General features: G+C 68.2%; 26 protein-coding genes. 13 read left to right on the top strand and 13 right to left on the bottom strand.

Annotated elements, in window-relative coordinates; all coding sequences use genetic code 11:
• The first annotated feature begins 19 nt into the window (after positions 1 to 19).
• The 3 genes from ACXDF8_RS01080 to ACXDF8_RS01090 all read left to right on the top strand — a co-directional run bounded on the left by ACXDF8_RS01080 (position 20) and on the right by ACXDF8_RS01090 (position 3,052).
• Positions 20 to 181, top strand: a complete 162-nt coding sequence (locus ACXDF8_RS01080) for a hypothetical protein (RefSeq protein ID WP_457221396.1) — start codon at positions 20 to 22, stop codon at positions 179 to 181.
• Between the two features lie 171 nt (positions 182 to 352).
• The gene (locus ACXDF8_RS01085; protein WP_457221397.1) at positions 353 to 976 is read left to right on the top strand and encodes a TetR/AcrR family transcriptional regulator; all 624 of its coding nucleotides are present in this window, start codon (positions 353 to 355) and stop codon (positions 974 to 976) included.
• A gap of 249 nt (positions 977 to 1,225) precedes the next feature.
• Complete coding sequence (locus ACXDF8_RS01090; RefSeq protein ID WP_457221398.1) at positions 1,226 to 3,052, top strand: fatty acyl-AMP ligase; 1,827 nt, start codon at positions 1,226 to 1,228, stop codon at positions 3,050 to 3,052.
• A 134-nt stretch (positions 3,053 to 3,186) separates the two neighbouring features.
• Here ACXDF8_RS01090 and hrpA read toward each other — a convergent pair whose 3' ends face one another.
• Positions 3,187 to 7,044 carry an ATP-dependent RNA helicase HrpA gene (gene hrpA / locus ACXDF8_RS01095; RefSeq protein WP_457221692.1) on the bottom strand — a complete coding sequence of 1,286 codons (3,858 nt, stop codon included), beginning with the start codon at positions 7,042 to 7,044 and terminating at the stop codon, positions 3,187 to 3,189.
• 102 nt (positions 7,045 to 7,146) lie between these two features.
• Here hrpA and ACXDF8_RS01100 point away from each other — a divergent pair, with 102 nt between their 5' ends.
• Positions 7,147 to 7,299, top strand: coding sequence for a hypothetical protein (locus tag ACXDF8_RS01100; RefSeq protein WP_457221399.1), 153 nt, complete (start codon positions 7,147 to 7,149; stop codon positions 7,297 to 7,299).
• Complete coding sequence (locus ACXDF8_RS01105) at positions 7,296 to 8,180, top strand: aminoglycoside phosphotransferase family protein (protein WP_457221400.1); 885 nt, start codon at positions 7,296 to 7,298, stop codon at positions 8,178 to 8,180. The genes ACXDF8_RS01100 and ACXDF8_RS01105 overlap by 4 nt, the downstream gene beginning before the upstream one ends.
• Positions 8,181 to 8,193: 13 nt before the next feature.
• Here the strand turns inward: ACXDF8_RS01105 and ACXDF8_RS01110 are convergent, their stop codons facing one another.
• The 4 genes from ACXDF8_RS01110 to ACXDF8_RS01125 all read right to left on the bottom strand — a co-directional run bounded on the left by ACXDF8_RS01110 (position 8,194) and on the right by ACXDF8_RS01125 (position 12,890).
• Positions 8,194 to 8,940 (bottom strand): hypothetical protein, encoded by a 747-nt coding sequence (locus ACXDF8_RS01110; protein ID WP_457221401.1) that lies wholly within the window; start codon positions 8,938 to 8,940, stop codon positions 8,194 to 8,196.
• Positions 8,937 to 10,541 (bottom strand): S53 family peptidase, encoded by a 1,605-nt coding sequence (locus ACXDF8_RS01115; protein ID WP_457221402.1) that lies wholly within the window; start codon positions 10,539 to 10,541, stop codon positions 8,937 to 8,939. The genes ACXDF8_RS01110 and ACXDF8_RS01115 overlap by 4 nt, the downstream gene beginning before the upstream one ends.
• A 270-nt stretch (positions 10,542 to 10,811) precedes the next feature.
• Positions 10,812 to 11,522, bottom strand: coding sequence for an Rv0518 family GDSL lipase (locus tag ACXDF8_RS01120; protein ID WP_457221403.1), 711 nt, complete (start codon positions 11,520 to 11,522; stop codon positions 10,812 to 10,814).
• Between the two features lie 123 nt (positions 11,523 to 11,645).
• Entirely contained in the window at positions 11,646 to 12,890 is a 1,245-nt protein-coding gene (locus tag ACXDF8_RS01125; RefSeq protein WP_457221404.1) for an acyltransferase family protein, read from the bottom strand.
• 176 nt (positions 12,891 to 13,066) lie between these two features.
• Here ACXDF8_RS01125 and ACXDF8_RS01130 point away from each other — a divergent pair, with 176 nt between their 5' ends.
• Positions 13,067 to 13,291 carry a hypothetical protein gene (locus tag ACXDF8_RS01130; RefSeq protein WP_457221405.1) on the top strand — a complete coding sequence of 75 codons (225 nt, stop codon included), beginning with the start codon at positions 13,067 to 13,069 and terminating at the stop codon, positions 13,289 to 13,291.
• Positions 13,292 to 13,656: 365 nt separating this feature from the next.
• Here ACXDF8_RS01130 and ACXDF8_RS01135 read toward each other — a convergent pair whose 3' ends face one another.
• Together ACXDF8_RS01135 and ACXDF8_RS01140 are read right to left on the bottom strand one after the other, a co-directional pair.
• A complete protein-coding gene (locus tag ACXDF8_RS01135) occupies positions 13,657 to 14,121 on the bottom strand; it encodes a DUF732 domain-containing protein (protein WP_457221406.1) in 465 nt (154 codons plus the stop codon).
• A gap of 193 nt (positions 14,122 to 14,314) precedes the next feature.
• The gene (locus ACXDF8_RS01140; RefSeq protein WP_457221407.1) at positions 14,315 to 15,880 is read right to left on the bottom strand and encodes a PTS transporter subunit EIIC; all 1,566 of its coding nucleotides are present in this window, start codon (positions 15,878 to 15,880) and stop codon (positions 14,315 to 14,317) included.
• 129 nt (positions 15,881 to 16,009) lie between these two features.
• On the opposite strand from ACXDF8_RS01140, the gene ACXDF8_RS01145 reads away from it, so the two are divergent.
• The 5 genes from ACXDF8_RS01145 to ACXDF8_RS01165 all read left to right on the top strand — a co-directional run bounded on the left by ACXDF8_RS01145 (position 16,010) and on the right by ACXDF8_RS01165 (position 20,062).
• Entirely contained in the window at positions 16,010 to 16,480 is a 471-nt protein-coding gene (locus ACXDF8_RS01145; protein WP_457221408.1) for a PTS sugar transporter subunit IIA, read from the top strand.
• Between the two features lie 15 nt (positions 16,481 to 16,495).
• Complete coding sequence (gene nagB / locus ACXDF8_RS01150; RefSeq protein WP_457221409.1) at positions 16,496 to 17,281, top strand: glucosamine-6-phosphate deaminase; 786 nt, start codon at positions 16,496 to 16,498, stop codon at positions 17,279 to 17,281.
• Positions 17,282 to 18,427 carry an N-acetylglucosamine-6-phosphate deacetylase gene (locus ACXDF8_RS01155; protein ID WP_457221410.1) on the top strand — a complete coding sequence of 382 codons (1,146 nt, stop codon included), beginning with the start codon at positions 17,282 to 17,284 and terminating at the stop codon, positions 18,425 to 18,427.
• A 132-nt stretch (positions 18,428 to 18,559) separates the two neighbouring features.
• Complete coding sequence (locus ACXDF8_RS01160; protein WP_457221693.1) at positions 18,560 to 19,495, top strand: esterase family protein; 936 nt, start codon at positions 18,560 to 18,562, stop codon at positions 19,493 to 19,495.
• Between the two features lie 105 nt (positions 19,496 to 19,600).
• A complete protein-coding gene (locus tag ACXDF8_RS01165; RefSeq protein ID WP_457221411.1) occupies positions 19,601 to 20,062 on the top strand; it encodes a DUF4262 domain-containing protein in 462 nt (153 codons plus the stop codon).
• On the opposite strand, the gene ACXDF8_RS01170 is transcribed toward ACXDF8_RS01165, so the two are convergent.
• The 3 genes from ACXDF8_RS01170 to ACXDF8_RS01180 all read right to left on the bottom strand — a co-directional run bounded on the left by ACXDF8_RS01170 (position 20,059) and on the right by ACXDF8_RS01180 (position 22,232).
• Complete coding sequence (locus tag ACXDF8_RS01170) at positions 20,059 to 20,748, bottom strand: mycothiol-dependent nitroreductase Rv2466c family protein (protein ID WP_457221412.1); 690 nt, start codon at positions 20,746 to 20,748, stop codon at positions 20,059 to 20,061. The two genes, ACXDF8_RS01165 and ACXDF8_RS01170, sit on opposite strands and share 4 nt — an antisense overlap.
• Positions 20,745 to 21,527, bottom strand: coding sequence for a maleylpyruvate isomerase family mycothiol-dependent enzyme (locus tag ACXDF8_RS01175; RefSeq protein WP_457221413.1), 783 nt, complete (start codon positions 21,525 to 21,527; stop codon positions 20,745 to 20,747). Before ACXDF8_RS01175 ends, ACXDF8_RS01170 begins: the two co-directional genes overlap by 4 nt.
• 123 nt (positions 21,528 to 21,650) lie before the next feature.
• A complete protein-coding gene (locus ACXDF8_RS01180; RefSeq protein ID WP_457221414.1) occupies positions 21,651 to 22,232 on the bottom strand; it encodes a M15 family metallopeptidase in 582 nt (193 codons plus the stop codon).
• A gap of 89 nt (positions 22,233 to 22,321) precedes the next feature.
• Here ACXDF8_RS01180 and ACXDF8_RS01185 point away from each other — a divergent pair, with 89 nt between their 5' ends.
• A complete protein-coding gene (locus ACXDF8_RS01185; RefSeq protein WP_457221415.1) occupies positions 22,322 to 23,248 on the top strand; it encodes a lytic transglycosylase domain-containing protein in 927 nt (308 codons plus the stop codon).
• Between the two features lie 83 nt (positions 23,249 to 23,331).
• Here the strand turns inward: ACXDF8_RS01185 and ACXDF8_RS01190 are convergent, their stop codons facing one another.
• Positions 23,332 to 23,505: a CsbD family protein gene (locus ACXDF8_RS01190; RefSeq protein ID WP_457221416.1), complete on the bottom strand. Its 174-nt coding sequence runs from the start codon at positions 23,503 to 23,505 to the stop codon at positions 23,332 to 23,334.
• 100 nt (positions 23,506 to 23,605) lie between these two features.
• Positions 23,606 to 23,884 carry a S24/S26 family peptidase gene (locus ACXDF8_RS01195; RefSeq protein WP_457221694.1) on the bottom strand — a complete coding sequence of 93 codons (279 nt, stop codon included), beginning with the start codon at positions 23,882 to 23,884 and terminating at the stop codon, positions 23,606 to 23,608.
• A gap of 85 nt (positions 23,885 to 23,969) precedes the next feature.
• Here ACXDF8_RS01195 and sodN point away from each other — a divergent pair, with 85 nt between their 5' ends.
• Complete coding sequence (gene sodN, locus ACXDF8_RS01200) at positions 23,970 to 24,404, top strand: superoxide dismutase, Ni (protein ID WP_457221417.1); 435 nt, start codon at positions 23,970 to 23,972, stop codon at positions 24,402 to 24,404.
• 70 nt (positions 24,405 to 24,474) lie between these two features.
• Here the strand turns inward: sodN and ACXDF8_RS01205 are convergent, their stop codons facing one another.
• On the bottom strand, positions 24,475 to 25,191 hold the full coding sequence (locus tag ACXDF8_RS01205; RefSeq protein ID WP_457221418.1) for an NUDIX hydrolase: 717 nt from the start codon (positions 25,189 to 25,191) through the stop codon (positions 24,475 to 24,477).
• Positions 25,192 to 25,547: the final 356 nt, after the last annotated feature.

Below are 25,547 nucleotides of genomic sequence, written 5' to 3' on the forward strand. Positions count from 1 at the left end.
TGAGGAAGAGGGAACAGACATGACGAAGTACACGATCACCACAGCCATCGCCGGCGCGCTGACCGCCGCGGTCCTAGGCCTTGCCGCACCCGCGCAGGCCGACCTGGGTCATAACGACTGGGTCAACAACCTCGGCCCGGCCGCGACAGTTCCGCACGTCGACACCTCGGTGCATGGATGACGTTGACTCTCAACGCAGTCCGCAAGAGGGGCACCCGGTTCGGGTGCCCCTCTTGCGTTGCCGGACCGCACGGCGGCACCGGGTCGATCGCGCGGTAGATGCGCTGTTCGCTGACCGGCAGACAGAGACTGACGCACCGCAGCGTGTTCGGAATGTGTAACCATGTCAATCATGCCGAGTTCGGAGAATCTGCGGGAGCGCCGGCGTCGCGAGACGACGCTGGACATCCACAGAGTAGCGCTGCGATTGGTGCAAGAGCGAGGCTATGACAAGGTCACCGTCGAAGAGATCAGCACCGAGGCGGGTGTCTCACCTCGGACGTTCTTCAATTATTTTCCCAGCAAGGAATTCGCGATCGCCTATGCACCGCTGAGGGTGTCGCACGATCTCGCGGCGGAGTTCGTCGCAGCCGGCCCGGCGCCCAACTCGGTGCTGCTCGGTGACGTGATCACCTTGACCATCCGCAGTCTGTCCGAGAACCCACTGCCCAACCGCCAAGACCTGGCGGCACAGTTCGAGATTGGTCATAGCACCAGCGCAGTGGCGTCGGCGATCCTGACTCAATTCGACCAATTTCAGATTCGCCTGGCGGGCCTGGTCGCAGATCGCTGCGCGGTCCAGCCCCACGATGACGTTCCGGCTTTGATTGCGGCGCTGGCTTTGGCAGTCGTTCGGACCGGCATGATGAAGTGGGCCAGGTCCGCCCCGATCGACGGGGACGACACACCGATGGAGTACCTGCAGCATGCGGCCGCGCTCGCACAGAGCTTCTTCGCACACGGCAACCAGAACTGACTCGCCCTTCCTTCCTCGTAAGCCTCCCTCGTAGCCCTTTCTGGCGCTGCCGCATGGTGACCTGCCAATAGTCGCCTTCAGCGGGCAACGCCTAGGTGCGCGACATGCGGATAGTGCCTGTTATGCCAAATATGCATTGTGTGCATCAACGAGTTATATTCGGTTCGTGGCCACTGGACGTCGACCAACTGTGGGCAGTTCGAAGCCGCTCATCACCCGCCTCGAAACTCTGCTGTGGTCGGCGCAAACATGCTGAACAGCAACGCCGACGTGTCACACGTGCCGAGCATCGAGGACTACGTGGACTCCGACGGCAGGATCCTGGTGCCCGACGGCATGACGCTGACAGCCTTCATGGGCCGCAATCATGCAGCGTTCGGCGACCGCCCGGCATATCGCTTCCTGGACTATTCACAGGATCCAGACGGCCGCATCATCGAACTGAGCTGGAGCGCCCTATGGTCGCAAGTGCGTGCAGTGGGCGCCCAGTTGCAACGGGTGGCCTCGTTCGGCGAACGGGTGGCAATCCTGGCACCTCAGGGCCTGGATTACGTGGTGGCGTTCTTCGCCGCCGTTCATGCCGGAAATGTCGCCGTGCCGCTGTTCGCGCCGAGTTTGGCCGGTCACGCCGAACGGCTAGCCGCCGTACTGGCCGATGCGACGCCTGCGGTGGTCTTGACAACAGCCGCAACCGCGGAGCCGATACGCGCCTTCCTGCGCAAGGTCCCGGCCCACGATCGACCTCGGCTCATCGCGGTGGACGCCGTGCCCCAGTCTCTCGGCGCGGCCTTCAACGAGGTGGCTGTCGGCACTGATGACGTCGCCTATCTGCAGTACACATCGGGGTCGACACGCAGCCCTGCCGGCGTCGAGATCACCCACCGCAACGTGTGCACCAATGTGCTGCAGATGATCATCGCGGGCGACTTGGACATCGGTGTGCGCAGTGTCAGCTGGCTGCCGCTTTATCACGACATGGGCCTGATCATGATCATGTTCCCAGCACTGTCCGGTGGCCACATCACGCTGATGGACCCGATGGCATTCGTTCGACGGCCCTATCGGTGGATCAAGCAGCTTGCAGCGGAGGCGGCCCACGCCCGTACCTTGGCCGCAGCGCCGAATTTCGCGTTCGAACTGACCGCCGAGCGGGGGCTGCCGCCGCACGGCGAGGAGCTAGATCTCAGCAATGTGGTCACCCTGCTCAACGGCTCGGAGCCGGTGACGATGGCAGCGGTGGAGAAGTTCACCGCCGCCTTCGCCCCGTACGGGCTCCCTGCCACGGCGATCAAGCCGTCCTACGGGATGGCCGAAGCGACCCTCTCGGTGGCTAGCATCGCGCCCGACGCCGCGGCCAGTGCGGTGTATCTGGACCGAGAGGAACTCGGTGCCGGAAACGCTGTCCTAGCAACGGCGGATACGGCGGGCGCGGTCGCATACGTGTCCTGCGGGCGACCGATCCCCAACCAGTGGGCGGTCATCACCAACGACGACGGCGATGAGGTGCCCGAACGGACAGTGGGCCAAATCTGGTTGCACGGCGCCAACATCGGTCGCGGTTATTTCCAACGGACCGAGGAGACTGCGCGAGTGTTCGGCAACAAGTTGCAGACCCGGCTTGCCCGCAACAGTCACGCCGAGGGTGTAGCCGACAACGGATTGTGGTTGGCCACCGGCGATCTCGGCGTATACATCGACGGCGAACTCTATGTCACGGGACGGATCAAGGACCTGATCGTCATCGACGGGCGAAATCACTACCCGCGCGACATCGAGACGACGGTCAGCCGTTGCTCACCCGCGGTGCGGTCGGGTTACGTCGCGGCGTTCTCGGTGCCCGGTCCACGGGGCGAGGAACTGGTGATCGTCGCCGAGCGGGCAGCCGGGGCGGGCCGATCGGAGCCTGGCCCGATCATCGAAGCGGTGCGGGCGGCCGTATCGCGTCAGCACCAAGTTCGCGTCGCCGACGTGCAGATGGTGGCGGCCGGGATCATCCCCCGCACCACCAGTGGGAAGCTCGCGCGCAACGCCTGCCGCAGTGACTATCTGGCCGGGCGTTTCAGTCGCGGACGGTAGCAGACGACAACGGACGAAAATAGAAGTCCCATCGGCGTTTTAACGACCCGCGACCGGACGGCCCTTGATCCCCGATACCGCCCCGCCATGGACGACGCGGCCCAGATGACCGCCCGGACACCGATCGCCCAGCGTCAGGCCAGGATGGCGTCGATAGCGCGGTAGATGCGCTGTTCGCTGACCGGCCTGGGGGTGCCGAGCTGCTGGGCCCACAGGCTGACCCGCAACTCCTCGATCATCCAGCCGATGTCGCGGACGTCGGCGGCCGCTGCACGCGCCGGCGAGAGCGCGGCCAGCAGCTCGGCATAGGCGGCCTGCACGGCGTGCACTCGCGCCATTCGGTCACGGTCGGCCTGCAGGCCGTGCGGAAGCCGCTCGAGGCGCCGCGCGATCGCGGTTAGGTAGCGGGTCAGGTCCGGCAGCCGGGCGGCACCGGCACCGGCGACGAACCGCGGTCCCACCAGCGCGCCGAGCTGGCCGCGGATGTCGGCGACCGCCTCGGCCTGTGCCGGCGACGGCTTGTCCGGCAGCGCGAGCTGCGCCTGCTGTAGCGCGCCGAATACCGACTGCACCCGCGCGACGATGGTGCGGGTGCCCGACGGCAGGGCCGTCGCCACCCGAGTGCGCAGGGCACTGAACTCCGTGGCGGTCCACACCGGGGCCGCCACCAGCGCATCCACCGCCGCGTCGGCGCAGTCGTCAAGCAGGTCGGTCAACGACCCGTCCGGGTTGGCGCCCAACACCAGCCGGGTACGCAGATCCAGGGCCTTCTCCACCGCCTTCACCGGCGACGGCACCGCCAGGCGCAACAGCCGGCGGGTGCCCGCGGCCATCGCCGCGTCACGCTCGGCCTCGGTGGCGAAAACCCGCACGTCGACGCAGGTGCCGGCGTCGACCAGTGCGGGGTAACCGCGCACCAGGTGCCCCCCCACCGTGCGTTCGACGCTGCGCGGCAGGGTCTGAAGATCCTCGGGCCAGCCCCGCAGCCCGGACCGTTCGAGGTCACTGGCCACCGCCTCGGCGACCGCGCGCCGCGCCGAACCGGCGAGTTTGTGCTGAAGCGCCTCCAGGTCCTTGCCGCGGGCCACCTCCGCGCCGTCGGGGCCCTCGACAGCGAATGTCACCCGCAAATGAGCCGGCAACTTCTCCAGATCGAAGGCAGTGATCGGCACCAGCACGCCGGTACGCCGGTGCAACTCACGCTGCAATGCCTCCAGCAGTGGCTCGACCCCAGGCTCAATGGTCGCCAGCACGGCACGCGCGGTGTCGGGCGCGGGAACGAAGTTGCGCCGCAGGTCTTTCGGCAGGGAACGGATCAGCGCGGTGATCAGCTCCTCACGCAACGCCGGTACCTGCCAGCCGAACTCCTCGCCGCCTAGGCGGGCCAGCACTTCGACCGGCACATGCACCGTGACTCCGTCGTCGACGGCGCCGGGCTCGAACCGGTAGGTCAGCGGCAGGGATAAATCACCTGCCCGCCAGTTGTCGGGGCGCTCGGCGCTGTCGTCGTCCACCCGCAGCAGATCGTCGCGGGTGAACGTCAACAGATCCGGAGTGCTGTGGCGCTGCTTTCGCCACCACCCGTCGAAGTGCCTGCCCGACACCACATCCGGCGGAATCCGCGCGTCGTAGAACGCAAAGATCTCGTCATCGCCGACGAGCAGGTCGCGCCGGCGCGCCCGTTCCTCGAGTTCGGCCAATTCCGCACGCAGCCGGGCATTGTCGGCGAAGAAGTGGTGGCGGGTCTCCCACTCGCCCTGGACCAAGGCGTGCCGGATGAACAACTCCCGCGACACCACCGGGTCCACCGTCGCGTAACCCACTCGACGGCGAGGCACCAGCGGCAGCCCGTAGAGCGTGACCCGCTCGAAGGCTGTCACCGATGCGCGTCTGGCATCCCAGTGCGGTTCGCTGTAGGTGCGCTGCACCAGGTGCGCAGCCACCCGCTCCACCATCTCGGGTTCGATGCGCGCGGCGGTCCGCCCGTACAACCGGCTGGTCTCCACCAGATCGGCGACCACCAGCCACCGGGGCGGCCGCTTGGTGAGCACCGAGCCCGGGGCGAGCACGAACCGGGTGTTGCGCGCGCCGGTGTACTCGCGCGAATCCCCCTCCCGCAGGCCGATATGCGACAGCAGCCCGGCGACGAGGGCGGCATGCACCCGGGCCGGCTCCGCGGGCTCGTCGTCGCCGGATTCGCGGATCCCGATGTCGCGGGCGATGCTGCGGAGCTGCCCGGTAAGGTCCTGCCACTCCCGGATCCTCAGGTAGTGCAGGAACTCCTCGCGACACATCCGACGAAACGCGCTGCTCGACAGCGTCTTCCGCTGCTCACCCAGATAACGCCACAGGTTCAGGTAGGACTCGAAGTCGGAATGCTCGTCAGCGAAGCGGGCATGCTTCTGCCGGGCAGCCTCCTCCCGGTCGGTGGGCCGCTCACGCGGGTCCGGGATCGACAGCGCGGCGGCGAGCACCAGGACCTCACGCACGCAGCCTTCGACGTCGGCTTGCAGGATCATCCGGCCCAGCCGGGGGTCGACGGGCAGTTGCGCCAGCCGGCGCCCGAGGTCGGTGATGGCGCCCGCGGTGTCGAAGGCGCCGAGTTCCTGCAGCAGCTGCACACCGTCGCGGATGCTGCGCCGATCCGGCGGATCCAAGAACGGGAAACTCTCGATGTCGCCGAGTTGCAGGGCGGCCATCTGCAGGATCACCGCGGCCAGGTTGGTGCGCAGGATCTCCGGGTCGGTGTAGCGGGGCCGCGCCGCGAAGTCCTGGTCGGAGTACAGCCGGATGCACACCCCCGGTGCGGTGCGGCCAGATCGGCCGGCCCGCTGCGCGGCGGAAGCCTGCGAAATCGGTTCGATCGGCAGCCGCTGCACCTTGGTGCGCCGGCTGTAGCGCGAGATCCGCGCGGTCCCAGGGTCGATGACGTAGCGGACACCCGGCACGGTAAGCGAGGTCTCGGCGACGTTGGTGGCCAACACGATCCGCCGGGCACTGCGCGAGGGACCGAAGACCTTCTGCTGCTCGGCGGTCGGCAACCGGGCGTACAGCGGTAACACCTCGGTGTGGGAGTCGACAACGCGCCGCAGCGCGTCGGTGGTGTCCCGGATCTCGCGTTCACCGGACAGGAACACCAGCACGTCACCCGGCGGCTCGGCGGCCAGCTCACGGACGGCGTCGACGATGGCCTCGGTCTGATCGCGGATCTCGGTGCGCACGATCTCGTGGTCCGGATCGTCGGGATCGTCGGAATCGTCTGCGGCGAGAGGAACTTCCAATGGCCGGTAGCGGATCTCGACAGGGTAGGTGCGCCCGGAGACCTCGACGATCGGCGCCCCGAAGAAGTGGTCGGCGAAGCGCTGCGGTTCGATCGTTGCCGACGTCACGATGACCTTCAGGTCGGGCCGCCGCGGTAGCAGTTCGCGAAGGTAGCCCAGCAGGAAGTCGATGTTGAGGCTGCGTTCGTGTGCCTCGTCGAGGATCAGGGTGTCGTAGCGCAGCAGGCGCCGGTCGCGCTGGATCTCGGCAAGCAGGATGCCGTCGGTCATCAACTTGACCAGAGTGCGATCACTGGCCTGGTCGGTGAACCGCACGGTGTAACCGACCGCCTCACCGAGCGGGGTGTTGAGCTCGTCGGCGATACGCTGCGCGACCGTGCGGGCAGCCAGGCGCCTCGGCTGGGTGTGGCCGATGGTGCCGCGGATGCCGCGACCCAGTTCGAGACAGATCTTGGGCAGCTGGGTCGTCTTGCCCGAGCCGGTCTCACCGGCGACCACGACCACCTGGTGTTCGCTGATGGCGGCGGCCAATTCGGCGCGGTGCTCGCTGACCGGTAGATCCGGGTAGCTGATGGCGGGTACCGCCGCGGTGCGGGCGGCGACCAGCGCCTCCGCCTTGGCGATCTGGTCGGCAATCTGTTGGAGCTTCTCGGCCGGGACATCGCCGCGCAGCGACCGGAGCCGTCGCTCCAGCCGGGCGGCGTCGCGCATCGTCACGCCGTCGAGGCGGGCGCGTAACCGGCGCACCTCGCGGACACCGTCGGTGGACGCTTCGGACACTCGCGCCAGGATAGGCCGTAGGCTGGCAACACCATGACCCCACTGGTGACCATCGTCGTCGTCGTGGGCCTGCTGCTGGTGGGCCTGGGGATCGTCGCCAGCCAGCTGTTCCGGCTCAAGGACTGGCTCAAGAAGGCCCCACCGCCTCCCCAACATCCCGATTCCCCCGACGACCCCGACCGGTGACGGCGCTGCCCGACGCTGTCCGCGCGATGGCGCAGCGCGGCACGGACTGGACCGACTGGGTGGACTCGTTGCCCCGGCTCTCCGGTGAGCTGTTGGCGCAGTGGGAACTTCGGCCCGACGGGACCGCCACCCACGGTCATTGCTCGCTGGTATTGCCGGTCCGAACAGCCACCGGCACGGCGGCGATGCTGAAGCTGAGCTTTCCCGATGACGAATCCGAACACGAGCATCTGGCGCTTCGGCGCTGGGGCGGAGACGGCGCGGTCCGGTTGCTCAGCGCCGATCCGCACCGCCGGGCTGTCCTGCTGGAGCGGTTACGCGCCGAGGACCTCACCACACTCGATGACGTCGCCGCGTGCGAGGTGGTCGCCGACCTGTACCGGCGCATCCACGTCCCGGCCATGCCTCAGCTGCGCACCCTGTCCTCCTACGTCGAACGCTGGGCGAGCGAGCTGGCCGCGCTGCCGCGGCGCGCGCCGATCCCGCACCGGCTGGTCGAGCAGGCGATCAGCGCCGCCGCCGACCTGAGTGCCGGCGCCGCGCCACAGGCTGTCATCCACGGTGACCTGCACTACCGCAACGTCCTGGCCGCCGACCGCCGGCCGTGGTTGGTGATCGCTCCCAAACCGGTCAACGGCGACCCGCACTACGAAATCGCGCCGATGCTGTGGAACCGCTTCGCCGAGCTCAGCGGCGACGTTCGCGAGGGGGTGCGGCGCCGGTTCTACACCCTGGTCGACGCCGCCGGATTCGACGAGGACCGGGCCAGAGCGTGGGTAGTGGTGCGGATGGTGCTCAACGCGATGTGGGCGTTGCGGGAGCAAAGCGACCCGACCTGGTTGACGACCTGCGTCGCGGTGGCCAAGGCCGTGCAGGACTGAGGGCGCGGATCGCTCACCGCGGCGGGTCGCCACGCCACATGAAGCTGTTGACGTACTTGCCCATGTCCTTGGCCAGAAACAGGTTCGCCGGCGAGGGCGGCCCCGGCCCGTCGTCCGGCCCGAATTGGTGGAACGGCCCGACCGCGCCGGCAATCAGCGCCAGGTCGTTCTTCACCGCGACCACGACGAGTAGCCGCAGTCGTTCGTTGTCGGTCGCGGTGCCCTTGGGCCAGTCGTCGGCGACCACGCCGTACCCGGGCTGGTAGCCGAGGATCGCGTTGGGCAGCTCGTAGGACTTCACCGCATCGGGATACATCTCGCCGAGCAGATCCTGGGCCACGGTCTCGGCGTCGCGGCCCCGCGCCGGCTCGCTGAACAACCGCAACGTGCCGCCGTCGCCGATGTTGAGTTCGGCGGTGACGCCGGTGTCGTCAATCTTGACGTCGTAGGCGGTGCCGGGCGCCGGGTAGGAGACCGAGTACGACCCGTCGGGCGCGGTGAATCGCGGGTTGGTGGCCACCGGCAGCCCGGTCGGCGGCCGGCCGCAGTCGGGCGGACAGCGGTACTTGACCGGCGACGAACGGATCTGGGTGGCGACGACGCTCAGCGCCATCATGACCACGACGAGCACCACGAGCCAGATCCCGAGGATGACGAAGTAGGCGGGCCCGCGCTGCTTCGGCGCCCGGTAGCTCCCGGCGGGCACCGCATAGCCCGCGTAGGAGTCGACCTCCTCGCGGCCGTCGGCGACATCGGTCATCGGCTCACCGACTTCAATACCAGCAGCGCCTTGAGCAGATTCTCGACGTTGGGCGAACCCAGTCCGGTGATCATGTCGTAGCCGGGCACGACCGGGGTGACGGCGTTGGCGCCGAGGCTGATGTCGCGGAACGCCGGCAAGGCCGAGCTGTTCGCGATCTCGTAGAGCAGCGGATTGAGGTCACCCAGCTGCGACAGCCCGCGCGCGGTGAGGAACTGGTTCATCACCGCCGCCAGACCGGCCCACAGCGGCGCGGCTTGGGAGGTGCCGCCGCCGACCAGGACCTGGCCGTCGAACACGAACTTCACCCCGGTGAAGGGGTCGGCGACGGCCGCGATGTCGGGCACCAGCCGTTTGTCGTGCGGGCCGGAGCGTTCGCCGGCGGTCTGCCAAGACGGCCGGGCGAACAGCGTCGACGCGCCGCCGCCACTGCCCTGCGTCAACGGCACGTCGTACCAACCCTGTTCGGCCAGCCAGCGGCCCTCGGCGTCGGTCGACAGCGTCGTCCCGCCGACACTGGTCATCTCCGGTAGCGAGGCGACGGCGTCGACGCCGACGTCGTCCGGGCTCGGCGGGTCCGACCAGTCGTGGCCGCCCTTGCACTCCAGGCCGGCCAGGTCCCCGCTGGCGTCGAACGCCGTCGTCCCATTGCGATGCGCGCGAGCCAGCGCCGAGCGGACCGGCGCCAGATCGGCTCTGCTCAGCAGCCGATCGCAGCCCCAACCGATGGAAAAGCTCCACACCGCTCCGGGATAGCGGCTGTCCACCTCCTCCATCAGCTTCCCGAGCTTCACGTAGGCGGCGTCGCCCTCCGCGGTCACCCGGGCGTTGACCAGGACGATGCGGGCCGACGGCGCGATTGCGTGGATGAACTGGACGTCCATCGACGCCTCGCCGCGGCGCTCCGGAGGCATGCCGCCCATCACCTCGAGGTTCACCTTCGGCAGGGTGAACCAGTCCGAGAACCGGTCGAGGTCACGCTGGTCCACTCCGTCGAAGGCGAAAACGGCGACGGTTTGACCCTTTCCGGTATATCCCGCCGACGTCAGCGAATCGACGTTGTAGGCGGTGAGCAGTTCGATCGGCATCAGTCCGCCGTCGGGCACATCCAGCGGCGGGGTCGGCGGAGTGCCTTCGTGATACGGCGTGTAGCCCAGGATGCGGCCCAGGCCGGACACCTCGGCGTCGAGCTGTTGCGGAACCGCGGGCTGCTGCGGTGAGGCGTAGAACACCTCGCCGGCGCCCCGGCGGCGGTAGTCGTGCACGGGGACGTCCAGCGCGCGCGCCACCGCACGCGGCGCGCCTTCGACGACCGCCCACGGGTCACCCTCGCGCCAGCGAACGGACAGGCCACGGCTGCGCGCCCACTGGTTGAGGGCCACCGGCTCGGCGGCGTCGCGCAGCTCGGCGGTCAGTTGCACCCGGTGTGTGCGAGCCGGACCGAGATCGACGGCCTGGGCGAGCAACCGCGCAAACGGGCCGGTGATCAAACCGTAGGCGACCGGCGGCGTCGCGCGGTCGGCCGCGAAGACCACGGTGAGCACCATCAGGATCGCCACGAGCGGCGTCCACCGCAGCGCCTCGGGACGCCGTCTCCACATGCCACGACGCCGTCTCCACATGCCACTCAGCATCAGCTAATGGGTCTACCACGACAAGTCGACGCACGGGGGTGGATGCTGTCGCCGAACCCATACTGTGACCAGCCACCCCGGTTGGCCGTTTCGGCGGGTAGCGCGCCGGCCGACCGGCATAGCGGTGGGCGCGACAACGGCTGCCGGTGGCGCGGCGATAAAATCCTCAGAGTGCTCTCGCGTGACGACGCGAACAACCTCGGCAACAACCAGCTCTGGATCGGTCCTTGACCCGGATCAGATCGGGATGCTGAGCTGACTGCGGATCAGCGGCGCGATCTTCTCGGCCAGGTAGCGGTGGCCGGCGTCGGTGGGGTGCACACCGTCCTGGCCGATCAGGTCCGGTCGGCCGACGAACCAGCCCTCGGCGATCGGGTCGATGAAGACCGCGTTGACCGCCCTGGCCTGCGCCCGCAGGTCGTCGCGCAGGGTCAGCACCACCGGCGGCGGGTCGGCGGTCGGCCACGGCGGACCGATCACCAGGAATTTCGCTTGCGGGGCCACCCGGCGAGCGATCTGAAAGGTCTCCCCGACCAGCACCGGGTACTTCTGTAGGTCGACCGGCTGGTCGTTGCGGGACCCGAAGAAGACCACCAACACGTCGTCGCGATTGACGGCCCGCACGGTGAGGTCTTCGAACACGTTGCCGCGGTTGCCGCGGATTCCATAGCCGGCGCCGCCCTCGGCGGCCACGTCGGCGTCGACCTTGACGCCCTGGTTGGCCAGCAACTGCCAGGCCTGGGATGTCCAGCCCTGGGGGCCCTGGCCGCCTTCGTCGGTGCCGGTCGTGTAGGAGTCACCGATCACCGCGATGCGGGTGAGCGTCGACCCGCGGGTGGTGAGTTCGTAGCCGGCGGGTGGCCGGGTCTGGCCGAGGATGGCGCCCAACACCACCAGGCCCGTCAGGCCGCTCGCAGCAAGCCGGGAAAGTCCAAGCTTCGGAGTCAATCGCACCTCACTGAATAGCGCCCGACGTGGACAGCCTACGTGCCGAGCCTGCGAGGCGCCCGGCAACCCGCCGTCGTGGCGGGCTAAAGACGTTGGCGCACACCGGAGCTGGCCGCCTGCGGATCAGCCGGCGCGGGCCGATGTGTGCGGCGGCCGGGAATCGCGCGCCTGCTCGATGGAAGTCAGCCGGGTGCCCGCGTCCTCGCCGGTAGTGCCCGGGCCGGACTTGACGTCCCGATAGTCGACCATCCTGCGCATCCAGCGACGGGCCGGTTCCTCGACGGCGTGGTAGAGCAGTGCGGCGCCGGCCAACGCCGCCGCGATGAGGCCCATGACCACCACCTTCTGCACGGACTTGGGCAGGTCGATCTGATACTCCTGCACCGCCCAGTTCCACGACGTGTGCACGATCTCATGAACCATGTACAGGCTGAACGAGATCTGGCCGCCGTAGACAAGCAGCCGGGTGGACAGCAGGGCCGGCAGACTGCCGATCCCGATGGCCAGGGTCACGATGAGCGGCATGAACAAGACGTCCACCAGCCCGCCTGGATCGATCATGCCCGCGACCGGGTGGGCGTCGTAGTAATAGAGGATGCCGACGATCGCCGCGGTCAGCAGGATCGCGGCAAATCCGGCGATACGCCGGCTGCGGTCGCCGAGTTGCAGCCGCCGTACCGCCGCGCACGCCAGCGCACCGGCGACGAACTGGGCGACGATCCGAGGCAGCCAGCTCCACGGAGTGTAGAAGTGGCCACTGGCCAGCAGCAGGACCGTCGGCGGCAGCGAAGCCAGGAAGGCCAGCACCAGCAGGGTGCGGGCTCGGGTGACCCGCGCCATCCGGAAGATCACCATCACCACGGCACCGAACAACAGATACGCCAGCCATTCGGCGCTGATCGACCAGGCCGGTCCGTCCCAGCTGGTGCCGTCGAAGAACGGTTCGAACCACAGCTGGACCATGAACAGCTGGCGCACATAGCTGATGGCGGTGAGCTTTTCGACGTCCGGCGAGGGGACCGTCCCGACGTGCAGGGTGACGATGATCCACGCGGCCGCGATGTGCATCGTCACCAGATAGACCGGCCATACCCGCGACAGCCGCAACCACAGGAAGTGCAGCGTGGCCCGGCCCGACCAGGACGGCCCCATCCGCTCGAGGTAATTCCAGGTGAGCACGAAGCCACTGAGGATGAAGAACAGGTCCACACCCTGGGCTCCGGCGTTGAACAGCGGCGCGAGATCCTCTTCGAGGCGCGGAGATGCCTGCCACAGCAGCGGTCGAAAATGGAAGAACACCACCCACAGGGCGGCCACGATGCGAAGCCCGGTCAGCGCTTTGATCTCTCCGGTTCGCACGACACTCATTTCCGACTCTTGCTTACTTCGCGACGCCACACCGTCAGACGGGCCGGCCCCCCTGCGCCGCGATCCGTCGCCGGCGACGTTGGCAGCCTAACAGCGGAGCAATCGTCGGCCGTGGTTCGCAATGCTGTGCGATTGCTGAAAACGGCCGTAAGCCCACCGCCTGCCGCACTGTGATCGTGGTAACAGCACAGTCGGCCTGCCGGTGGCACCGCGGCATTCCGGTGGGCGGACGCCCGCACCCGAGCTACCGGGGGTCACCGGATTTCGGGGTGGCTACGAACCGCGAAATTGCCTCGGACACAGACGAATTCGCCGCCACACTGGCGCCGGCCCTGGCCGAGTTGGAGACGGCCGCGGGTCAGCCGCCGTTCTGCGCCATTCCCCAGCAGGTGGCCGAGTGATTCAGGTTGCAGGGAACGCCGTTCATGGTCGGTATCTGGTTGGGCTGAAAGTTCGTCGTGATGTCCGACGGCCCAACCGCCTGGGGAATCTGGCCACCCGATTGACCGGCGACGCACACCCCGGGAAAGCGGGTGGGCACGGTTCCATTCGGGCAGTCTGCATTTGCCGGTGCCGCCAGGGCCAGGGAGGTCAGCGATCCCCCCGCGGCCAGGACCATCGCGCAGGCCACACTGAAGATTCGTCGTCGTTTCACCATCACGCGCTTTCCACGCTTTCCACCTCGAGAGTCCCCGAGCCAGCTAACCACGTTTGTCGACACCGGGGCCACCTTCGTTCACAGCGAGGACGGCCGGGGCTGCCCCGATCAGGGGCTCAGCAGTCCCGTCTGCGGCAGCGATACCGAGGGCACGGCGGTGCCGCCCAGCGTGTTGAGCGTGCCCGACGCCTGATTGGCGGTGTTCAGCATCTGCATCAGCGGACCGAAGTTGCCGTTGGCGAGTTGGGACATCACCGCGGGGCATTGGGATTTGATCGCCTGTTCGGCCACGAAGCCGGTGACCGCCGACGTCAGTCCGCCGTGGCCGCTTGCCTCGGTGGCACCGGAGACGAGGTTGCTGCCCGGCTTGACCAGCAGGGGGCAGATCTGCTGGCCGATCTGTTCGATCAGGGTGGTGATCGGGCCGCCGTTGCCGATGCCGACCGCGGAGAGAACGTTGGAAAAGGCCGGGTCGACCGGGTCGGCGTGCACTGTCGCAGGCCAGGCAGTGGCCGCGGCGACCACCCCCGCGGTCAGCGCCAACAACTCGGTGTGGAACGCGCGAACGGTCATGTGATCCCTATTCTTGCCGATTAGGCTCGAACGCAAGAGCCTCAAATGTCACTTCGGTAACAATGGGCTACTTAGGTCACATCAAGAACACGGATCCATAAAGGTTCGAAGCCTATGCGTTTCCTCAGCGTCATCCCGCCGGCCTCGGTGCGAGACTCCCGCCCTTCGGCGCACCCGCGGGACCGGCAGCGCCTCACCGGGCGTCGTTGATCTCGTTCTTCAGCACCTCAGCCTGGGTGCCGAACACGGCCTGCACGCTGTTGCCCACCTCGATGACCCCCGCGGCGCCCAGGCTCCGCAGCCGGTCCCGGTCGACCTTTTCGGTGTCGGCGACCTCCATGCGCAGCCGAGTGATGCAGGCGTCCACGTTGCGCAGGTTGTCCCGGCCGCCGAAGGCGGCGATGAGCTGCTCGGCCCTGCTGTCGGCGCGAACCTGTTCAGCGGGAACCACGCCGGCGTCCACGGCGGTAGCCGATTCGCCGGCATCGCCGAGATTGGCCTGTTCCTCGGCCTCGAACTCGCCCTGCGGTTCTCGTCCGGGGGTGCGCATATTCCACTTCGTGATCGCGAACCGGAACAGCAGGTAGTAGACGGCGAAGAAGACCAGCCCCATGACGATGAGCAGCGGGATGTTCTTGGCCGCCGGCGCGGTGCCGTAGAGCAGCAGATCGATCAGGCCCGCCGAGAACGAGAAGCCCAGATGGATGTCGAGCAGATAGGCGATCGCCAGAGACAGCCCGGTGAGCACCGCGTGCACGACGTAGAGCGGGAACGCCACGAACATGAAGGCGAACTCCAGCGGTTCGGTGACGCCGGTCAGAAACGCCGTCAGCGCCGCCGCGGACAGGATGCCGAAGGCGACCTTGCGCTGTTTGGCATTGGCCACGTGGATCATCGCCAGCGCCGCGCCGGGCAGACCGAACATCAGGATCGGGTAGAAGCCGGAGGTGAGCAGGCCCGCGCTGGGATCGCCCGCGGCGAAGCGGCTGAGTTCGCCGGTGACGACGTGACCGTCGGCCGCCGGATAGCTACCGTAGATGAACCAGACGTAGGAGTTCAGGATGTGGTGCAGCCCCAGCGGTATCAGCATCCGGTTGGCGAATCCGTATACGAACGCGCCCACCGCACCAGCCCCACCGATGAAGTGGCCCAGCCCGGTCAACCCGGCGTCGAAGATCGGATAGAAGTAGCTCATCGCGAAGGCCACCACGAGGCTCGCGAGCGAGACGACAATCGGGACGAAGCGCCTGCCGCCGAAGAATCCGAGATACGGCGGCAGCGTGATGGTGTGGTAGCGGTCGAACAGCCAGGCGGTCAACAGGCCAACCACGATGCCGCCGAACACGCTGTAGTTGATCTGGGCCTGCTCACCGGACTTGTCGAGTTGGCCGGCGAGTACGAACGGCGACATCGTCTTGAACACGGCCTGCATGACCAGGTACCCCACGACGGCCGACAGCGCGGTGGACCCGTCGGCCTTGCGGGCGAAACCGATTGCAACGCCGACGGCGAACAGCAACGCCAGATTGGTGAACAGCGCGCCGCCGGCCGCGCTCATCGCCTGGAAAAACGGTCCGATGACCGGGGCCTTGATCCGGCCCAGCAGATCGTCCTGGCCCAGCCGCAGCAGGATGCCCGCCGCCGGCAGGACGGCGATCGGCAGCATCAAGCTCTTGCCGAGTCGCTGCAGCTGCGCGAAGCCGGGGATGTTCAGTCTCGACTTTTGCTGTGCCGGTGAGTCTTTGGTGGATTCGCTCATATCAGGCCGACCTTCCTTCATCCCAGCGCGGCGCAAGCCTAGTCAAACCTTCGCACGCCCGGACCGGTTTCCGCCACGCTCGGCCGCGGCCAGTCTCTATTGTCGTGAGCACGAACAGAAGGAGTCGACGTGAGCACTACGCGTGTCCTCGCACCGGTCGGCGGCCACGCCGTCGCCCTCGGTGATGTGCCGGATCCCGTGTTCTCCCAGGGGATGGTGGGCTACGGTGCGGCCATCGACCCGCCGCACGACGTGATCGACGCGGTGGCGCCGGTCAGCGGGAAGATCCTGAAGCTGATGCCGCACGCCTACATCGTCATGACGAGTGAGAACATCGGCATCCTGGTTCATCTCGGGCTCGACACGGTGACACTGCAGGGCCGCGGTTTCACCGCCCTGGTAGCCGAGGGCGATTCCGTGACCGCAGGCCAGCCGGTGATCTCCTACGACGTCGCCTCGGTTGTCGCCGCCGGGCTGAACCCCATTGTCCCCGTCGTGGTCATGGACGAGCGGGAGCCGGGTAATGTCGCAGTCGGCGACGCCGTCGCTGCCGGAGATGAAATCACCTCGGGATCAGAACTTTTCACCGCCAACAGGTAGGAATCGACCGGGTTCATGGAAGTCGTCATCCTCGAGGACGCCGCACAGATCGGCACGGTGGCGGCCGACGCCATTGAGGCGTTGCTGACGCGAAAGCCCGCAGCCGTGCTGGGCCTGGCCACCGGATCGTCGCCACTGGCCATCTACGACGAACTCGCCGCCCGCTACGAGGCCGGCCGGATCTCGTTCCGTGCGGCCCGTGGCTTCACCCTCGACGAGTACGTCGGCCTGCCCGCCGATCACCCCGAGCGCTACCGCACCGTGATCGACACTGTGTTCGTCTCCCGAGTCGACTTCACCCCCGGGGCGGTGGCTGGCCCCGACGGTCTGGCCGCGGACATTCCCGCGTCGTGCGCGGCCTACGAAGCGGCCATCAGCGCGGCGGGCGGAGTCGATCTGCAGATCCTCGGCATCGGCACCGACGGCCACATCGGCTTCAACGAACCGGGCTCGTCGCTGGCCTCGCGGACCCGGATCAAGACCCTGACCCGTCAGACCCGGGTGGACAACGCCCGCTTCTTCGACGGCGACGTCGACCGGGTACCCACCCACTGCCTCACCCAGGGCCTGGGCACCATCATGGCCGCGCGGCACGTGATCCTGGTGGCCACCGGCCGCAACAAGGCCGAAGCGGTCCATCACCTCGTCGAGGGATCGGTGAGCGCGATGTGGCCCGCGACGATCCTGCAACACCACCCGCACGTGACGGTGCTGCTCGACGACGCCGCGGCCCGGCGGCTGCAACTGGCCGACTACTACCGGGAGACCTACCGGTCCAAACCCGGGTGGCAGGGAATCTGAGTGCTACTCAGCGCGCAGACCCTTCTCACCGGCCGAGAGTTGTTGCGGCCGGGGTGGATCGAGGTCTCGGGGTCGACGGTGCGCCGGCTCGGATCGGGCGCGCCGCCGCGGCCGGCCGACCGCGACCTGGTGACGGTGGTGCCCGGCTTCGTCGACACCCACGTGCACGGCGGCGGCGGCGCGGATTTCTCCACGGGGACCCGGGCCGCCACCGCCGCGGCGGTGGATCTGCATCGGCGCCACGGGACCACCACACTGGTGGCCTCGTTGGTCTCCGCCGGGCCGGCGGATCTGCTGCGACAGGTCACCGAACTCGCCGGCCAGGTCCGGGACGGGCTGATCGACGGTATCCACCTCGAAGGGCCGTGGTTGTCCGGCCACCGCTGCGGCGCCCATGATCCGGTGTTGTTGCGCGACCCCGAGGCCGCTGAACTCGACCGGGTGCTCGACGCCGGGGAGGGCGCGGTCCGGATGGTGACGCTAGCACCGGAGCGGTCCGGTGGGCTGGCCGCCATCGAGCGGATCGTCGACGCCGGCGTGGTGGCCGCGGTGGGCCACACGGAGGCGACCTACGAACAGACCCGGGCAGCGATCGCCGCGGGGGCGAGGGTGGGCACGCACCTGTTCAACGCGATGCGACCCATCCACCATCGCGAGCCGGGTCCGGTGATCGCGCTGCTCGAAGACCCCCGAGTGATCGTGGAGATGATCGCCGACGGCGTGCACGTCGACGCCGCCCTCTACCGCCATGCGGCTCGGTCGGTGGGGCCGGACCGGCTCTCGCTGATCACCGATGCGATGGCTGCCGCCGGGGCACCTGACGGGGCTTACCAGATCGGGCCGATGGCCGTCGATGTCACCGACGGCGTCGCCCGCCTCGCCGGTACCTCCACCATTGCCGGAAGCACCGCGACCATGGACCGGGTGTTCCGCTTTGCGGTGGCCTGCTGCGGCCTGCCACCCGACGAGGCACTGCTGCTCGCGGTGCGTCAGTCCTCGTTGAATCCGGCTCGCGCCCTAGGCCTTCGGTCACCGGTTCTAGTCGACGGCGCCCGCGCGGACCTCGTCGGCATGGACTCCGACCTGGCCGTGACCGACGTCCTGCGCGCCGGCGTTTGGCTGCAATCTCCAGGCGAGAACCACTGATAACAAAGGCATTACAGCGGGCATGGCGCCACGGCGATACCCCCGCCACGCTGCTAACGTGCCGTGGTGTCGACATCCGCGCAGCATCGGCCGGCCCGCTGGGCCGTCAGCGTCGTGAGCGCCCTGGCCGCAATGGTGACGCTGGCGCTGGGCGTCGTCGACGGCCCGATGCCCACCGCCGCCGCCTACTCACGTGAAGGCCTTCCTGTCGAGCAACTCGACGTACCATCCCCGGCGATGGGCCGGGCCATCCGGATCCAGTTCCAGGGTGGTGGGCCGCACGCGGTGTACCTGTTGGACGGTCTGCGCGCCCAGGACGACGCCAACGGGTGGGACATCAACACCGCCGCGTTCGAGTGGTACTACCAGTCCGGGCTGTCACTGGTGATGCCGGTCGGCGGCCAGTCCAGCTTCTACAGCGACTGGTACCAGCCCGCCGCCGGCACCAACGGCACCCTGACCTACAAGTGGGAGACCTTCCTGACCCAGGAGCTACCCGCCTGGCTGGCCACCAACCGGGGCATCTCCGCTACCGGCAACGCGGTGGTCGGCCTGTCGATGTCGGGAAGCGCGGCTCTGACGCTGGCCATCTGGCATCCCCAGCAATTCATCTTCGCCAGTTCGCTTTCCGGCTTCCTCAATCCCTCGCTGGGATTGTGGCCGACACTGATCGGACTGGCCATGAAGGACGCCGGCGGCTACAGCGCCCGCGCCATGTGGGGGCCGTCCGGAGACCCGGCCTGGCAGCGCAACGACCCGATGGTCAACATCCCCCGGTTGGTGGCCAACGGTACGGCGGTCTGGATCTACTGCGGCACCGGTGCCCCGTCGGATCTGGACAACAGCGACGACCCGAGCTTCGGCGGTCTGTTCACCGCCGGGTATCTGGAGAACATCACGCTGAACACCAACAAGGAGTTCCAGCGCAATTACCTGGCCGCGGGCGGCCGCAACGCGGTCTTCAACTTCCCAGCCAGCGGCACCCACAGCTGGGGTTACTGGGGTTCGCAGCTGCAGGCGATGAAGGGGGACCTGCAGCGGGTGCTGGGGGCCACACCCACCGGCTGAGGACGCCGAACATGCATGCGGATTTTTGTCGGCCCCCGGGTGCATGGTGTGGGTGAGCCAGGCAGCGACTGGGATCGATGAAAGGGGCGCCCCGCAATGTGCTGGATGTGCGATCACCTGGGCAGCACCGTTGGCGACTATCTCGACGAGGTGCGGGCCAAGATCCTGCGGCGGGGCTGGGCGGTGCAGTACATCGAAGACCCGCGGATGCCGTACGCGTACACGGTCGGGTTGAGCGACTACGAGGTGCCCGAGCTACTGATGACCAACGTGTCACCGCAGCGCGCGGCCCGGGTGCTGAACCGAGCGGCCGAGCATGTGCTGCGCGGGGCCGAGCTGACACCCGGGCGGCAGTTCACCATGTGCGGCGGGCCGATGCTGGAGGTGGTCGAGATCGACCACCCCGACGCACACATGGCGATGGCGGTCGCGTTGTACGGCAGCGATGTTCGCGCCCGCCAGCTGGTCTGGGCGGACGGCCGGGGCCGCTGGCCGTGGGCCGGGGACTTCTGCGACCAGGAGAGCCGCCAGCCGGTGCTGGGAATCCGCGCCGGGGCCGGCGCCTAGTCGAAGGTGATGACCTCGCCCCGGTTGATCGACACCCAGTCGCGGGCTTCGAGGTACGGGCCGAAGGTCTTGGTGATCAGCTCGCCATCCGCGGCGGTCTTGGGCCGCTGGAGCTCGTAGAGATGCGGGAACTCCGTCCACGCGGCGACGGCATCCCACAGCCGGACCGCGGCGTCACCGGTCGGCGGGTCGATGAGCACCGGCCCGAACAGGCACTGCCCGTCGGGGAAGAACAAGGTGGGCACCCCGTAGCCGTCGGCCTCGACGACGCGGCGGTGGTCGGCCAGCACCTCGTCGCTGGTCGTCGGGTCGGCGATGGCCTGGTCGACGAGGGTGGGATCGAAGCCCAGCTCGTCGAGCAGGTGCCGCGCCACCGCCGGTTCGTGGGGCTTGTGGCCCTCGACGTGCAGTGCCCGCGCCGCCCGTTCGTACCAGGCGTCGACGTCGGCCATCGACCGGCGACGCAGCAGCGCCCCGATGCGCATCATCGACCAGCCATAGGACCACTCCCGCTCCCACGGGTGCTTCTTGCCTTCCTGGCGGTTGATCTCTTCGAGGCTGAAGAAGCGCCAGTTCACCACCAGGCCGGTGCGGTCGCGCACCTCGCGAATCCAGCGCGAGGTCTGGTAGGCGTACGGGCACATCACGTCGAAGTGGAAGTCGACGGACGCCGGCCGCCCGGTCACATCGTGAACCTCAGGTTGCGGGCGGCACGATCGCCGAGTTCGTCGGCACCCGTCCAGCGCACGGCTCCGGAGTCGATCTGCGCCTGCGGGTCGATTCGCCCGGAGGCCAGCATCACGAACGTCGTGGAATCGGTGATCAGGGTGACGTCCGGGTGGTCGAGGTGCTCGACCCGCTTGGCGCGGCCGTCGACGGCGACGTCGATCTCGCGCACGAGCGGGCCGGTGAGCCGAAACGCGATGCTGCTGCCCTCGGACAGCCCGATCTTCTTGCCGACGATGTAGCCGATAGAGCCCTCCACCTGGGCCAGGGCGATCTCGGCCGCCACGCCGGTGTCGTCGGTCGGGCGCCCGAGTGGGATGGTGATGTCGCGCTCGTGGACCCAGAAGTCGAAGACCCGGATCTCCATGAAGCGGCCGTACGTGCCGGGGCCGACGGGCATCCACGACGGCCGCTCGAGGTCGGCGGGGGTCAGGGCGCTCAGGTCGGCCCGACGGCGGTCAAGAACGGCGCGGACCTTCTCGGCGAGCACGGCGGGGTCGTCGGTGCCCGCCAGGAACTCGGCGGCCTGCTCGAACGCCGGCGGCGTGGCCGCGTCCGGCGGCGACCAGCCGGCCAGCACGGCTTCGATGCTGACGACGTGCTGGATGACGTCGCGCACACACCAGTCCGGGCACAGCGACTGCGCGGCCCACTCGGCGGCGCTCAGGTCTGCGCACAATGCCTGGACCCCGGCGTAACACGCCTGCAGCGCGCTGCGGATGTCGTCCAGGCTCCTCATGGGTTCTCCTTGCTGTCCACGGCTGTCCACGGCTGGCCATGGCTGGCCCCCGGCAGCGGCCCGGTGCGGGCGCCGATCAACCCGGGACCAACCTAGCCGGAGTCGATTGAGGGCGGGACGGATTCAGCCCGCGGCGTTCGGCAGCAGAGCCGGACAGTTGCCGTCGGCGTCGGTGGCCAACTCGAAATGCCACAGCTCGTTGGCATAGATACGGCACAGCCCGAAACGCGCACCGTTGGTGATCAGCCACTGGTCTGCCGCGACACCGCCGACGTCCACGGCCTCACCGATGACGTGCTTGGACGCCTCGGGGGTCTGTACGTATTGCCGGGCGGCCGCCAGGCTGCCGTAAGTCGCGATGGCATCGTCGAGCAGACGCTGCTGGAATTCCGGGGAACGCCAACCGGAATTGATGCTCACGGTGACGCCGTCGGCGGCGGCCGCGGTCGCGGCCTGCTGAATCGCATCGAGCAGGCGCGGATCGAGCCGTCCCACCGCCGGATCGGCGACATCGAACGGGGACAGCGCCTGGCCGCTGGGCAGCGAACCGTCACCGAGGTCCACGGCCGTCGGGTCGACGCTTACAGTGTTGTCCGCCAACATGATTCGCGGCATCGTGGCCGTCGCCGCAGCCGCAGCGACCACCGCGGTGGTGGCGGCCACGGCCAGAAGTCCGGCAACCACACCGGTCGGGATCGTCTGCATGATCGCTCGATCATCCCCGCGCGGCCCGCCTGGAGGCAAACCCCGGCGTTCGGTGCCCGACGATCGTGCCGGTAGGCCAGACTCGTGCGGTGCGCATTCCACATTGGCTCCCGTCCGCGGTCGTGGTGCTGCTCGCGGTGAGCGGATGTGCGCCGCAGGATCCACCTGCGGCCGCACCAAGACACACCGCGCCGCGATCGTCGGTCCCGGCGGCGGCACTGGACTCGACGGCCGCACGGGCCGGGGCGCAACCGCGGCTGGCTGCAGACCCGGCGCAGATCGCCGACGACCTGGTCGCCGACGAGGAGGCGCTACGCGATCCGGCCACGCTCGAGGACGCGCTGATCGCTGCCGCCCGGCGCCAGCAGGCCGCGTACCGCACTGTCGCTCACCATCCCGAGTGGGATGCGATCATCCGCCCGCGCATCCCCGAGCCACTGACCGACGCCTACGACCGCAACGTCGACGCACGCCGCCAGCTCGCCGCGTTGGCACAAGTGCGAGACACGCTGCCTGCGTGGCACATCGAGCCGCCGGCACCCGCCGACGAGCTTTTGGGCTATTACCGACAGGCCCAGGCGGCTACCGGAGTCGACTGGTCGTATCTGGCGGCCATCAACCTCATCGAGACACGACTGGGCAGCATCACCGGCGTCAGCACAGCCGGCGCGGTGGGCCCGATGCAGTTCCTGCCCGACACATTCGCCGCCTACGGAGAGGGCGGTGACATCCGCTCTCCCCGCGACAGCATTCTCGCCGCCGGCCGGTACCTGGCCGCCAATGGCTTTCTCACCGATCCCGATCACGCCGTCTACCGCTACAACCATGCCGACGCATACGTGGCTGCGGTGAAGCAGTATGCCGCGATCCTGGGTGCCGACCCGGCGGCCTTCGCGGGCTATTACCGGTGGGACGTCTACTGCGTCACCGTCGCCGGTGACGTTCTGCTACCGATCGGATACGCCGCCGACGCCCCGATCCCGGTCGGGGACTATCTGGCGACGCATCCGCAGTAGCCGCCGCTCAAGTCTCGTCGGCGATGTGGCTTCTATCGATGCCGGTGTCGGCGGAGGATGGTTGCCTTGCTCCATAGCGAGGGTTAGTTCTTGAAGGCGTCTTTGATCTTCTCGCCGGCGTCCTTCAGGTTGGCCTTGGCCTGATCGACCTTGCCCTCATTCTCGGTGCTCTTGTCACCGGTGGCCTTGCCGACGCCCTCTTTGGCCTTGCCGGCGATCTCGTCGACCTTGTTGCTGACCTTGTCGGAGAAGCTCATGGTGTTATCCCTTTCGTTGGGCCGGAAGCGTTGGCCGGCCTGATCCGCGAGACGGGTACCTCTTGTGCGCGGCGGCGAAACACCCCGCAGGTGGGAGGGGTCAGCGGGCCCGTGGGGCCCGCACCGTCCACACCACGCGGTAGGAGCCCGCGGCGGGCACCGGCCCGAAGTGCCGTGAATCCACCACCCCCCGTGCGCCCGGATTGTCCGATCGGGCCTCGAAGGTCGCACCCAGCCCGCGCCCGTGCACCTCGCCCACGCGTTTCACCAGCCAGCGGGCCGGCAGCGTCGGATCGGGAAATACCCGCAGCTGTCCGGGGCGCGGTGCGCCGCCGCGCCACGACAGCAGGCCATCGCCGGGGTGCAGGGTCGGTCGCATCGAGTCCTCGACCACCACGAACCGGCGCAGCGGCCAGTGGCCAAGCCCATGGTTCTCGCGCACGGTCAAAGGGTAAGTTAAGGCCATGCTGCATAGACTTTTCGACTCCGCGTTTGCCAATGCCACCCCCGCCCACGCGCACTGCGATCTGTATTGCGGTGTCTACGACCCCGCCCAGGCCAAGATCGAGGCGCTGTCCTGCCTCAAGACGATCCAGAAGTACAACGACTCCGACGACGACCACTTCCGCACCCGCGCCATCCTGATCAAGGAGCAGCGCGCCGAAGAGGTCAAGCACCATCTGATGGTGCTGTGGGCCGACTTCTTCACCAAGGAGCATTTCGAGCAGTTCCCGAACCTGCACCAGCTGTTCTGGGACGGCGTGCACGGCGCCGGTGACGTCAAGAAGTCCACCGACGCCGCGGTGGCTGAGAAGCTGCTGGAGACCATCGACAAGATCTCCGACATCTTCTGGCAGACCGAGAAGGCCAAGGGCATGGGCGTCTACCCGCCCGCCTGAGTCACTTCACCGACGAACGACGCAGACAGCGCCGCGGCCATCTCGGCCGCGGCGCTGTTGTCGTCGCACGCTATTTCCAGGCGAACAGCGGCTGTTCGTACTCGTCGACCGGGTCGTGCCGGCCCTCCAGACACAGCCAGCGCAGTTGCAGAAGCACCGCGCCGGTCGGTGCGTGGATGAGGTCGTTACCCAGAGGGATCTGTACGACGGGCCGCGGACTCTCCGCGATCGTGATGAAGCGTGGCGAGTCGGGGCGCTGCAGTTGATGCAGGCCGACCCGGTAGACGGCGACGACCTCGTCCGGCGCCGGACGGGGGTCCAGACGTCCGCCGCCCCAGATCACCACCGGGGTGATGATGTAGCCCGAGCGGGTCGGGTAGTCGTCCAGCAGGCCCAACACCGACGCCTGGGGCAGCGCGACGCCCACCTCCTCGTCGAGTTCCCGCAACGCCGCCTGCACCGCGGTCTCACCCGGATCCAGTCGGCCACCGGGAAGCGCCCACTGCGCGGCGTGTGAGCTGAGCCGGGATGCCCTGCGGCACAGCAGGAATGCGGCACCGCCGGACACCCCGACCATGCGTCCGTCCAGGCCCTGTTCCATCGGCCGCCCGGCGATCCAGTCGTCCACCGGCGCTGGATCGACGCGATCTTCCCCGGTCTCGGAATCGACGACGACGACCGCGACGGCGGCGTGCCGCTTGTCCGGGTCGGTCACGGTGCGGCGGTCGTGGGCGGCGAGGTGGTCACGGATCCTGCCGCGCAGCGACTCGTCGTAGGTGATGGTCACCGTCTGACCTTAGGACCGAGTCAACACCCGACGACGCTCACATCAGTACGTCGGGACGAAGACCCCGTTCATCCACACGCCCCGGTGGTTCCAGCCCTCGTCCCACACCTGCGGGTTGCCGGCGGCCCACACCGGGTCGGCGCGCTTGGGCGGTGCCCATGCGGGCGCGCCGATATAGCTATCCAGTTCGCCGAACCGTAAACATCGGCCAGCTCACAGCTGCCCCATCGCCGCGCATCCGCTCGCCGACCAGCAGGTTGGCGCCAGCAGTCAAATCAGCGAGATCGATTGCGGGCGTTCGGTTTTGGCTTAGTGCCGCGCAGCGATCCCACCGGCCACCTCGCCAAGCTCGACCT

The sequence above is a fragment of the Mycolicibacterium sp. CBM1 genome (genome assembly GCF_054073305.1).